The sequence below is a fragment of the Streptomyces albireticuli genome, from assembly GCF_021228125.1.
In the GTDB taxonomy this organism is placed as follows: Bacteria; Actinomycetota; Actinomycetes; order Streptomycetales; family Streptomycetaceae; genus Streptomyces; species Streptomyces albireticuli.
The window spans coordinates 1-11,244 of record NZ_JAJQQS010000010.1; the positions used below are offsets into that span (position 1 = coordinate 1).

At 66.8% G+C, this 11,244-nt stretch carries 9 protein-coding genes and 3 pseudogenes; 5 read left to right on the forward strand and 7 right to left on the reverse strand.

The features are described from left to right. Positions 1–521: 521 nt before the first annotated feature. Positions 522–770, forward strand: a pseudogene (locus tag LUZ64_RS19060) (transposase); the annotation flags it as partial. A 319-nt stretch (positions 771–1,089) separates the two neighbouring features. Here LUZ64_RS19060 and LUZ64_RS19065 read toward each other — a convergent pair. Then, a complete protein-coding gene (locus tag LUZ64_RS19065) occupies positions 1,090–2,049 on the reverse strand; it encodes a D-2-hydroxyacid dehydrogenase family protein (RefSeq protein WP_095581372.1) in 960 nt (319 codons plus the stop codon). A 484-nt stretch (positions 2,050–2,533) separates the two neighbouring features. Here LUZ64_RS19065 and LUZ64_RS37805 point away from each other — a divergent pair. Further along, positions 2,534–2,656, forward strand: a pseudogene (locus tag LUZ64_RS37805) (hypothetical protein); the annotation flags it as partial. Between the two features lie 54 nt (positions 2,657–2,710). On the opposite strand, the pseudogene LUZ64_RS19070 reads toward LUZ64_RS37805, so the two are convergent. From LUZ64_RS19070 to LUZ64_RS37535, 3 genes and pseudogenes are all read right to left on the reverse strand, one after another. Next, a pseudogene (locus tag LUZ64_RS19070) lies at positions 2,711–2,872 on the reverse strand (macro domain-containing protein); the annotation flags it as partial. Positions 2,873–3,932: 1,060 nt separating this feature from the next. Next, positions 3,933–4,067, reverse strand: a complete 135-nt coding sequence (locus LUZ64_RS37180; RefSeq protein ID WP_267897174.1) for a hypothetical protein — start codon at positions 4,065–4,067, stop codon at positions 3,933–3,935. A gap of 258 nt (positions 4,068–4,325) precedes the next feature. Continuing rightward, positions 4,326–5,228 (reverse strand): SLATT domain-containing protein, encoded by a 903-nt coding sequence (locus tag LUZ64_RS37535; protein WP_232398598.1) that lies wholly within the window; start codon positions 5,226–5,228, stop codon positions 4,326–4,328. Between the two features lie 229 nt (positions 5,229–5,457). Here LUZ64_RS37535 and LUZ64_RS37810 point away from each other — a divergent pair, with 229 nt between their 5' ends. After that, positions 5,458–5,622 carry a polyprenyl synthetase family protein gene (locus LUZ64_RS37810; RefSeq protein WP_170116747.1) on the forward strand — a complete coding sequence of 55 codons (165 nt, stop codon included), beginning with the start codon at positions 5,458–5,460 and terminating at the stop codon, positions 5,620–5,622. A gap of 214 nt (positions 5,623–5,836) precedes the next feature. Here the strand turns inward: LUZ64_RS37810 and LUZ64_RS37190 are convergent, their stop codons facing one another. Beyond that, positions 5,837–6,001, reverse strand: a complete 165-nt coding sequence (locus LUZ64_RS37190; RefSeq protein ID WP_276522586.1) for a hypothetical protein — start codon at positions 5,999–6,001, stop codon at positions 5,837–5,839. Here LUZ64_RS37190 and LUZ64_RS37195 point away from each other — a divergent pair. Next, a complete protein-coding gene (locus tag LUZ64_RS37195) occupies positions 5,937–6,272 on the forward strand; it encodes a hypothetical protein (protein WP_276522578.1) in 336 nt (111 codons plus the stop codon). The two genes, LUZ64_RS37190 and LUZ64_RS37195, sit on opposite strands and share 65 nt — an antisense overlap. Positions 6,273–6,755: 483 nt before the next feature. Here LUZ64_RS37195 and LUZ64_RS19090 read toward each other — a convergent pair whose 3' ends face one another. Together LUZ64_RS19090 and LUZ64_RS19095 are read right to left on the reverse strand one after the other, a co-directional pair. After that, the gene (locus LUZ64_RS19090) at positions 6,756–8,045 is read right to left on the reverse strand and encodes a tyrosine-type recombinase/integrase (protein WP_095581369.1); all 1,290 of its coding nucleotides are present in this window, start codon (positions 8,043–8,045) and stop codon (positions 6,756–6,758) included. Between the two features lie 39 nt (positions 8,046–8,084). Next, entirely contained in the window at positions 8,085–8,267 is a 183-nt protein-coding gene (locus tag LUZ64_RS19095) for a helix-turn-helix domain-containing protein (RefSeq protein ID WP_095581368.1), read from the reverse strand. A 1,519-nt stretch (positions 8,268–9,786) separates the two neighbouring features. Here LUZ64_RS19095 and LUZ64_RS19100 point away from each other — a divergent pair. Beyond that, positions 9,787–11,208 (forward strand): MBL fold metallo-hydrolase RNA specificity domain-containing protein, encoded by a 1,422-nt coding sequence (locus LUZ64_RS19100; RefSeq protein ID WP_095581367.1) that lies wholly within the window; start codon positions 9,787–9,789, stop codon positions 11,206–11,208. Positions 11,209–11,244 lie beyond the last annotated feature (36 nt).

An 11,244-nucleotide genomic window follows, 5' to 3' on the forward strand; every position in this document is an offset into this window, starting at 1 on the left:
GACTGCACTCAAGTCTGGGCATGACCAGTCCCACCGAGTACGAAGCAGCACACTACGCTGACACAGAACCAGTAGCCGGCTGATCACCGGCCAACAAACCACCGGCAGGAAAGTCGGAACGGTTCAGGTCGACAGTCCGGTCACCAGCACGGCCGCGGAAGCGGCCACCACGATCATCCGGGCCACTCGTCTCCACCTGCGCATAAAGAACCCCCTGCTCTCTTAGCGGACGGTGTGCCAAGTCAGCACAGCAGAAATGCCCGCAGGCCCGCCGCCCTCCAGCCAGGAGAGCACTCAAAAGGGGCGGCGGCGACGCGTACGCTCCGGGCGCACGCGCCCCACGAGCTACCCACCTGCGAGACGGCTCACCGGACGCGCCCCGTCGCGATCTGCGGCGCCGACAGATTTGAGGCACGGTGAACCGTGGCCACGGCCCGGCTCTGGCTCCGCTCATGACTCGGCGGACAGGTCTCAGGCCGACGTGAGCAGTCATCCTTCGCCCAGCTGTGAACAACCGCTAGGGCCGCCGCCACCTCCACCGCTGGATTGCCCGGGTCCAGGTCGACGACCTGCCCGCCCCGCATACCTTCACCACCGGCCTCGGACACGACCTCGACGCCGTCGTCGCCGGACTGAGCATGCGCTACAGCTCCGGCCCGGTCGAGGGCCACAACAACAAGATCAAGATGCTGAAACGGCAGATGTTCGGCCGCGCGAGCTTCGAACTGCTCCGCAAACGGGTCCTCCTCGCCGCGCGAGGCCGGTCGTGATCGCGGATGTGGTGACCCTCCATGGCTCTGACACGGAAGGTGAAACAGAGCCACGGTTCAAGTGACGTCGACAGATGAGCAGTTCGGCGTGCTCGGCGACCTGGTCGGGTGGCCCGGCGCAGCCCGCGGGGGGCTGCGTGCCGATGGAGGCGGCGCGGAAGAACGGCTGCGGCCACAAGGTCAAGCGGCAGCAGCTGCGCCCAGCCCGCACAGTGCGGCGGGACGGGCGCGAGCCGATCTCGTGGGATATCTGTACTCGACTGCTCACGCCTGCGCACGGCAGGCGACCGGACGGCTCGTCGGTGGCACGGGCCCGGAGTCAGCCGAGGAGGCGGATGGGCGCGTCTGCCAGGAAGGCTTGGATGTCTTCGATGGCCTGGCCGTAGTACCTCTCGTAGTTGGCGCGGGTGACGTAGCCCAGGTGCGGAGTGGCAAGCAGGCGTGGCGCGGTGCGCATGGGGTGGTCTGCGGGCAGTGGTTCGGTGTGGAAGACATCGACCCCCGCGCCGGCTATGGTCCCGGCCCGCAGGGCGGACAGCAGGGCGTCCTGGTCCACGATTGCGGCCCGTGAAGTGTTGATCAGGTAGGCGGTCGGGCGCATCCGGGCGAGCTCGGCGGCGCCGACCAGGCCGCGGGTGCGGTCGCTCAGGGCGAGGTGGACGGAGACGAAGTCGCTGCTCTCCAGTAGTTCTTCCTTCGTCGCCGCAAGCGCGGTGCCGGCCTCGTCCGTGCGTTCCTTGGTGAGGTTCTGGCTCCAGGCGATGACGTCCATGCCGAAGGCCAGGCCTACCTGGGCCACCCGGCTGCCGATCTTGCCCAGCCCCAGCAGGCCCAGGCGGCGGCCGTGCAGGTCCGCTCCGACCGTGGACTGCCACCGGCCGCCTTCCCGGACGGCTTCGGCCTCGGGCACGATGCCCCGAGCCAGGCCCAGCAGCAATGCCCAGGTCAGCTCCACCGGCGGAGTCGAAGAACTGGTCGTACCGCACACCGTCACCCTCTGCGCCCTCGCCGCGGCGTAGTCGATGACCGAATTGCGCATCCCCGAGGCGACCAGCAGCCGCAGCCGCGGCAGACGGGCGAGCAGTGACGCGGGGAAGGGCACCCGCTCCCGCAAGGTGACCACGATGTCGAACTCCGCCAGAGCCACGGCCAGCTCTCCCTCGCTGCCGAAATGGTCGGGGAAGCTGACGACATCGACCTTCCCGGCCAGCGGCGACCAGTCGGCGATGGTGGTCGCTATGGACTGGAAGTCATCAAGCACGGCGCAACGTAGTGTCATGACTGCTCTTCTCCATCGGTGGTGTCAGGGGGTGACCCGGGTCGCCCCGGGACGGGGCCATCGGGCAGTGTGAGGCCCCAGCATGCCCATCTGGGCGGCTGTTTGTCTGTGACCGGTCTCGGTCCTCCTCGTCTACACGAACCACGCGCTCAGACACGCCTATGGTGGCCGCGCGTCGAAGAGACGTGGAGGTGGGCCGGCGCCATGCTCTACACCTGCCCGCCCCTGGTCCTGGCGTGTCGACGTCACTTGAACCGTGGCTCTGGCCGGTGGTGAAGGTATGCAGGGCGGGCCGTGCAGAGTGGCGCCGACCGGGACGAAGAGCTGAAGCGGCTGCGGAAGCTGACCGCCGAGCAGGCGAAGACGATCGAGATCCTGAAAAAGCGACCACCTTCTTCGCGAAGGAGAGCGACCGGTGAGCGAGATATGCCGGTTCATCCACGCGGAGAAGGCGAACTTCACGGCCGTGCTGCTGTGCAAGGTGATGAAGACCGCCCGCTCCACGTACTACGCGTGGGTGGCGGGAGCCGAGCCCCGCGAGGCGAGGCGACGGGCCGATGAGGCTCTGGTCCATCAGATCACGGTGATCCACATCGCGTCCCGGCGGAACTACGGCGTCCCACGCGTCACCGCCGAACTGCGCAGGCAGGGCCGGCCCGGGCGCATCCTCAACCGGCCAGCGGTAGACGCCCGTGGAGATCGCTGGGAAGGCGACTGCCTTCGCGCCCAGTTCGTCCGCGACGCGGAGGGACTCCCGGTGGCAGGACGCCGGCAGGGCCGAGCGGTCCTCGTCCTGCTAGAACACCGGGCCCACGAAATGAATACCCCCGAAGCGGTCAAGTACGTCCGGCTACCCCTTCCTGCCGCAGCAGGCAGAGCAGGGCGCCCTGTGCTGAAGGTCCTCGCCCTGGGCGATCCCGCGAGCCCCCAGTGGAGAGTCCACCTCCGCCCTCTCAGCACAGCCGGGCGATGCGCGCCAAATGCCCTGCTTCAACGCTGCGTAGTCAGCACCAAGTCAGCACGGGAGTCAACACCCGAGCACCAGATCACCCCAACCGCGACATTACTCCTCGCCGAATTCCTAGATCGAGTTGAGCAATTCGCAACGCCCGTAGCGCTCCCTCATGGGCTCCGCCCTCACACCCCGCCCCCGAAGTGTGGTCCCTCACCACATAGGCCCCTGACCTGCGCCTTCCTACGGTATGGCGACGCAATGACGCACCCCTCGCCCACCCGGAAGTGATGACCATGGCCCCTCCCAACTCGCTCCCCAGAATCGTCGCAGCCAGCCTCATCGGGACCACTATCGAGTGGTACGACAACTCATCCGGACAGGGCTAGGACCTGCGGTTTTCCTGATCACAGGCCCAAAAGTCAGCACCAAACCAGCACGGGAACTCAAGCCCGCCGTCAGCATCCGCTGCGTAGGTGAGGGAGCACCCAACGGCCAGACTCACCGGTAGTGACGGAACGTAGCAAGGAGCACCCGCACGGCTCGCCGACTGCATCCAGACTTGGCCCATGGCATCGGCAGCAGACAGAAGGCGTGTACGCAGCCCCGCCGGCAGAACCGCCACCGCCACCCCCGGCGCTGGCACCGACCACCGTGACGGTGATCCTGTCCACCCCGGCCGCGAAGTCCACCCCGGCTGTCCAGCCGTCGTCGAGGAACACGGCCGGCCGCGCGTCGGCGAGCATGTGGTCAATCGACTCGGCCGGAGAGTCAGGGTCCACGGGCACGTACACAGCCATTGGATGGAACTGGACGGACTGCGGGCCGGCTTCCAGTTCATGTGTCCCACAGGCCACTGCGTGGACTTCTGGTCCATGGTCCTGACGGACGACATCACGCGGCAGAAGTTCAAGGGCGGCGAGTTCTTCGTCTACGCCCCGGCCCCGGGCGAGTTCAGCTTCTTCCTCGACACGGACATCGCCGTGCGCACGGTCGGCCACCCGGCCAGGTCCGCCTGGTCGACACCGAGTTCATCCGCTCCCATCCCCGCGTCGAGGTCCGCCATGGCGACCCCGACCGCCCGGACCGGGCCAGCGCCATCGCCTCAAGGTCCACAGAGATGGCTTGGGGCCTCCGCCCCGGAGCCGACCGACGCGGAATGGACGCTTCCGGTCAGTCAGGGAAATGGCCTGTTCGACTCCAGGCCCGCGGCCACTTCCCGTCTGGAGCCGCCGCTTTGAAATTCGTCTACCTCACGGTGATGAGCCTGGGCCCGACGGGGACCGGCTGCACTTTACAGACCCAGGCCGATCGTCGTTCGCACTCAGGTCGGCGACGATCCCGCCGTCGGCGAGGCCTGATCGGCGGGCTGGTCCAGCTGCTGTTGACGGCGCCGCTGCTCGTTGCGGTGCTCCTCGACGCGCTGGGTGAACAATTTCAGCGCCTCCTGCTCCTGATCCGGGCCGAAGTCGCTGCAAGCACCAACTCCGAGGGTGAAGGCATTGGCCTCTTCCTCAATGGCGTCAGCCGTCTGCAGTAGGAAGTAGCTGCGCTCGCGGTACTTGTAGTAGCCGGTGAAGGCTGCTGCCAGTGTGACGGTGAAGCCAATAGCGACGATTGTAACGTTTTGCCAGGTCAGCTTTTCGCCAGTGTCCAAGGCGGCAACGGTGGTCGTGGCTGCGGAGCCGATCATGATGAGGTTCTGCAGCGCGTTGTGGACGATCCGGTACCTTCGGCTGTCGGTCCGATGTTGCTCGACGACCCCGGCGACATCCTCGCGATAAAGACTGCGCCGTTCCTTCAGCGTCGGGTAGATGAGGGCGCTCAGGAACCGCAGCGCCTCCCGATTAGTCTCGAGCATGTCCTCAAGCTCGGCTAGGGGACGGGAGCCACGCCGAGTGGCGGCCGTCAGGGCGACCACCACTGCGATCACGATCATTGCGGCGCAGATGAAATCGAAGCGCACAACCTTCGAGGGGGCACCCCAGAACACGACGGTCCAGACCAGCCCTGCCAGGCAAGCACCACCGGCGACCACCTTCGCCAAGCGCCCTATCCGGGTGGCCTTCTTTCGGCGGGCCAAGTCTCGCTCCGCCTGTTTCACCTCATGCCGGAGCCGGCGGAGGCCGTCTCTCTCATCAGCTGCCGCTTGCCGTTCTTCGTCGCTCAGCTGCTGATCGGCACTACTCATGCGACTGGACGCATCGTCGTCAAGGCTGCGGGGCACGCCCTCCTCCTCCCACAATCACCGTTGACCCTGCCATGCGGGTAGCTTCCGTGTCAGGCAGATGATCGACCTGCCGTGCGGAAACTGCGCTCGCGGTCAGTTTGCCCGCCGACGTGCCTTGGCTCCTGCACGATTTCGTCCGGGCGGGTGGCAAACAGGTGGGGCCGATGCAGTGCCTGCTGGGCTGGCACGCCGCGGACCTCAGCGGCCCGCGGTGCAGGTTGCGGCATTGGAACTGTTCCATTCCTTTGCGCTCATCCACGACGATCTGATGGACGACTCCGACACCCGCCGGGACCCACTCGCCCTGCACCGCCTGCTGACTGACCGCCACTGCGACAGCTATCGTCCGGACGCGGCCGCGAGCCGTTTCGGAGCCGCGGCCGCCTGCTAGCCGGCGATGTGGCGCTGCCCTGGTCGGGCGCGCGCATAAACACGCGAACTTGACCTCCCGTCAGCTCACAGCAGCTCTCGCACGTACAGTTGTGATGCGCACGCTGGTCACGTGCGGGCAGCACCTGGGCCAGCTCTCCGCCGGGCGGGACCGGACACGGACGTCCCCTGGAACGTCCTGCGATACAAGACCGCGCACCTTCGAGTGCCCCCTCCTACTCGGCGCCGAACTCGCTGGCACCGGTCAGAACCTCACTGCCGCCCTGGCCTCGTACGGGCGTGTGGCAGGAGACGTTCCAGCTCGGCGACGACCTCCTGGGCGTCTTCGGCAGCGAGAGACGGACCGGAAAACCGGACATGGACGACTTGCGTGAGGGCAAGCACCCCCTGCTCCTCGCTCTGGCCTACCAGCGGGCCGCCCCCGGCAGCACGCCGTCCTCGACCGACACGTCGGCGACCCGCTCCTCTACGAGGACGGCGCCAAGCGCGTACGGCAAGCGGTCGAGGCTGCTGGCGGTCGGGCCGCAGGCCAACACCAACAGACCGTACGAGCCGGGCGCGGCATGCCCTCAAGACCCTTCAGGACGTGCCGCTCTTGTACGCAAGTGCCTGACAGACCTGGCTACGTCAATAACGGTCAAGACGTCCTGAAGGGGACGCCACTCGGTGGGGTCAGGGTGCTGGGTAGGGCCCTGACGGCCAAGCCGATCCGCAGCACCGCCTCTCGCCCCCGCATGGGGAGCCGACCCTGCAGGCCAAGGCCACCTGGCATGCCTGCAGTGCCTCCACGAGGCTGTTGGACGGGACCCTGCTGGGTGAGCTGGTGACTCCGCGACACAACTTGACGGAGCAGGCGCGCCCGGTCCCTGTCCAGCTCAGCTACTTCCACGCAACAGTGCATCAGCTGCTCGCTTCGGTCACGGTGCGCCATCATCAAAGGTCGACCGCGTCGATACCTGGCGCCCGCACCGCCACCTGCGAGAAGCCACCCAGGCAGGGCGGAGAAACTGACACCGCAAGCCTTCACAGTCGGCAAGTTCCAGATAACGGCTCGCCTCGGTCACGGGGATACGAGAGGCGAGAGTCCCAGGGAGCAGCCGAGGAATCACTCGGCGTACGGCGCGCCGAGACACCCTACGCGGCTTCGACGAGTGCGTCGAACTGTAGGGGCAGGTTCAGCTCGGTCTCGAGCATGAAGACGGAGTCCATCACGGTTCGGAGACGCTGTGGGGCGTCGGGCATGATGTGGGCGTAGGTCTGGTGGGTGATTTTGGGGTCGCGGTGGCCGAGCCATTCGGCCATGTCGGTGACGGGGACGCCCTTGCACAGGCCGGCGGAGGCGAAGAAGTGCCGGAGCCAGTGTGGGGTGATCTTCCTCGTGATGCCGGCGGCTTTCTTGGCGTTGCGCCAGAGCCGGTCGACGAGGGAGTACATGAGGATGTTGGTCCGTCCGACGTTGGAGAACAGGTAGTCCCCCGCGATCCGGTTCAGACCGTCCTCGACTCGGAACGTGCCGTGCAGTTGCAGATGTTCACGGATCTTGGCGGCGATGGTGGCCGGCAAAGGGACGGAGCGTCCTTCGTCCTGGTCCCGCCACTTGAGGTGGCGGATGCAGTGGGCACGCCCCCTGCCCTTGGTCGCCGCCTTCTGCCGTTTGGTGATGGGCTCCTCGTTCTTGCCGTCCTGGGTGATCTGCCGGTCGACGTAGAGGGTGCCGTTGTCGAAGTCGATCTGCTGCAGGGACACTGCGCTGGCTTCGCCGATGCGCAGCCCGCAGCCGGCCATGAGCCAGACCAGGAGCCGGAACGGTCCGGGGAGGTTGGCGGCGATGGCCTTGATTTCCGCCAGGGTGGGCAGGTGGATGGTCTTCTTGGTCTTGCGCTTGGCGCGGGTGCGGCCTGCCTTGACCTGTTGGCAGGGGTTTTTGGCGATGTAGTCGTTGGCGAGGGCAAAGCTGAAGACGCCGCTGAGGGTCTCGTAGCGGTTGATGGCGGTGCTGGCTTCGTAGCCCCGGTCCTCGACCATCCACTTCAGCCAGGCCTTGAGGTCCTTGGGCTTTATGGCCCCGATGGCCCGGGCGCCGAAGTACGGCTCCACGTGGAGACGGAGGCTGGTCTCGTAGGCGTAGCGGGTGCTGTTGACGCGTTCGTCACCGCCGATGTCGATGAACTCGCGGTAGACCTGAACCAGCGGGGTCAGGAAGCCGAGGGGCTCGATGTAGGTGCCGAGGTCCTTCTCCCGCTCGATCTTGGCGACGAACGCATCGGCCTGGCCCTTCTTGGCGAAGGCCCTCTCCCGCTGACGGCCGGTGCGGCCTCCGGGCTCACGGTAGCGCGCGGTCCAGGGGTGGCCGCACCGTGTCTGATCACACGGGTAGTTCCTGCTCTTCTCATCTTCCTTACATTTCTGAAATACCCTGGCCAAGCTATGCCGTCCGCCCCGTGCTCATCATAAATTTCTGCATTATCCGTATCTGCGGTCCAAGTAGGCCACCACGTCGCGCTCGCGGAAGCGAAGCAGACGTCCCACCTTTTGTGGCTTCAGCCCCCAGCCCCGGTACTTGTTCTTGATGGTGTTCTCGCTGACCTTCAGCCAGTCAGCCACTTCCGCCGGTGTAAGCAGGCGATAACTGCCACCCTGCGCCAAGGCACACTCCCTCGATCGTCTGATTCCCGAGCGCAGCCGCTCCTGCGGCTGACTTCACCTTTATGGTGCGGAGATATCCCGGTTTGACTAACCGGAGATCGTCGGCTATGTATGGCTGTCGCCCGGGTGGGGGACACTCCTGCTGTAAGTCGGCCAGGTGCCATAAGGCCAGCCAGTTCGATGTCGGTCTCCAGGGCGACGAAGTCGTCAGCGGTGAGGCAGTCAAGATTGCAGACCAGGATGCGTCCCCGGACTCCAACAGCGCGGGCGATGCGCCGGTAGCGGCGCCCGGATTTCCGGCAAAGTGCGCGATGTACCTGCCCACTCGGAAGTCGCGTTGCAGCGAGTCCTCTGCAAGAGGCCGGCCATACTGACGTAGAGACATAGGGCGGCGGCCCGGGCCTCGCGGTCTTGGCACTGCTGCACCCCAGGCTTTGAGTGCGCCGAGAGCGAAGAGGATCGGAACAGTGAAGCGCAGGGAACTAAAACACAGTGTTGGACAGGTGGGCTCCTTGGGCGTACCGCCTCTCACGAAGCAAGGACGGCGAAGGGGCACGGCCTCACAAGATGGACCGATAATGGCGGTTGGCCAGCACTCGACTTGCGAGACCCTGCACCTCCATTAGCCTGGATGTTTTCGGGGACGCTGTACATTGACATGGCCCTGGGAAAACATTCCACTCCTTGGAGGCGTTTCGTTGTCTGCCGTGGGCGAATTACGGCAGAGGTACATTCACATGCCGCCCGTGTACAGCGGGGTTGTGACACGAAAGGGACTTGAGCGGACCGCGAGGAACCGGTCCCCGCCATCACCAGCGAGCTGATCATCAACGCCGCGCCCGGACCGCCGGCGCCGCAACCCGGCCTTCGCGGTCCCCCTCATCGACATCGAACCCCGGCAGGGGTGCCCCACACGCCCGCAACACCGGACTGGATGTAGCCCGCGGCGAGTACGTCGCATTCGGCACGGACGTCGAACCGGACCACCAGATCGTCTCTCTGTCGTCTCTGAGCCGAGATGCCCTCAACGCGGCCTGATCCGCAGCTACAACAGCGGACGCCACCGATACGGGCTCGCACACCTCCTGCCCCCGGACCTTGAACAACTACGCTGCGCCCTTGAACGAGAGAGCGCCGGCCGCTGACCCCCTCGCGGGTTCCTTGGCGCGATGACAAGACCCAATCCGACGGTCAGCCCCACCCTTGAATGGGCCCGGTTTCCGGGCGCGTGTCCGGCGGTGCGCCTGCCAGCCCCACTTGGGCGTTGAGCAGCCGCCAGGGCAGACCACGGAGATCCGCTTCGTCCGCCACCTCCCACCAACCCCGGAGACTCCCTCCGATTCTTCGGCCTGCCCGCCACTTTTCAACCTGCGATCTCTACCGACGCCGCGCCACGGAGCGGTCCCGGCCTGTGGCCGGGCACCGGTCCCCGTGCGCGCGCAGTGGATCGGGGGCACGGTGGAAGGACGGGCGACACGCCCCCCGGACCGGCCCCGTCCTTGGCATCCTGGAGGTGAGGATGACCAGCACTTCACAGGCGACGGCGAGATCCCGGCCTGGGCTGCTGTCCTTCCTCGGCGGCGTGGGCACCGTGACGGGCAGCAAATTCATGATCGAGTCTGATCACGTCCGGGTCTTGGTGGACTGCGGTCTCTTCCAGGGGCCGGCCGAGCTGCGCCGCCTGAACTGGCGGCGCTTCCCGGTCGACGCCTCGGCCGTTCACGCCGTCGTCCTCACCCACGCCCACGTCGATCACTGTGGCTACCTGCCCAGACTGGTCAGGCAGGGCTTTCACGGGGACGTGTTCTGCAGCCCGAACACCGCCCGGCTCGCCGAGATCGTGCTGCGCGACAGTGCCCGGCTACAGATGGAGCAAGCCGACCACTGCAACCGCTACGGCCACTCGAAGCACCACCCCGCGGAACCGCTCTACGACGAGATGGACGTCGACCGCACGATGCGGCTGTTCCGGACCGTCGAGCCGGGCGCAGAGACGGAGATCGCCCGCGAAACCCGGCTGATCCTGCACCACGCAGGGCACATCCTGGGCTCCACATGGGCGTTTCTCACCCTGGAGGACGGGCACACGCTGGCCTCCAGCGGTGACCTCGGCAGGCCGGTGCACCCGCTGCTGCGACCGCCGGAGCCGTTCACTAGAGCCGACGTACTGCTGCTCGAGTCCACGTACGGCAACCGGCGCCACGACAGCGACAGCAGCCGTGCGGTGTTCAGAGAGGCGCTGAACAGGACGTTGGAACGTGGCGGGACCGTGGTGATCCCCGCGTTCGCTGTGGACCGCACCGAGGTCGTGCTGCACGAGCTGGCCCGGCTACGACGGGCCGGCGCGCTCCCTCGTGCGGTGCCCGTGTACGTGGACAGCCCCATGGCACTGGCCACGCTGCGCATCTACGAGGAGGCACTGGTCGCACGAGCACCCGAGATACGGCCGGAGGTAGTGGACGCCGGGGCGTCCGTCCTGGACCCGGCCCCTGTCTCGGCCGCCCGTTCAGTGGAGGAGTCGATGGCCATCCAAGAGGTGAAGGGCCCGGCCGTCATCGTCTCCGCGTCGGGGATGGCAACCGGCGGCCGCGTCCTGCGCCACTTGGTGCGTCTTCTCCCCGATGCCCGGAACACCGTCGTCATCGTCGGATTCGCCGCGCAGGGCACCCGGGCCCGCGACCTGGTCGACGGCGCGCGCACGCTCAAGATGTTCGGCGGCTACGTGCCCGTACGGGCGGATGTCGTGAGCGTTCCAGGACTGTCGGCCCATGCGGACGCGGCCGAAATCCTGGGCTGGCTCCGCGGCGCTCCCGCTCCGAGCGCGACGTACCTTGTGCACGGTGAGCCGGAGTCAGCCGCGGCGTTGCGGGACCGTATCGACCGGAGCCTGGGGTGGACCGCGGTGGTGCCCCGGTCCGGCGAGCGAGTACTGGTCCGTTGAGCTTTCCCGGCCAGGGCGATCACAAGGGAGGTATCG

Coding starts and splice junctions, on each gene's coding strand:
- LUZ64_RS19065 (WP_095581372.1), bottom strand. CDS start 2,049: ATGACACTACGTTGCGCCGTGCTTGATGACTTCCAGTCCATAGCGACC.
- LUZ64_RS37180 (WP_267897174.1), bottom strand. CDS start 4,067: ATGGCGGACCTCGACGCGGGGATGGGAGCGGATGAACTCGGTGTCGAC.
- LUZ64_RS19100 (WP_095581367.1), top strand. CDS start 9,787: ATGACCAGCACTTCACAGGCGACGGCGAGATCCCGGCCTGGGCTGCTG.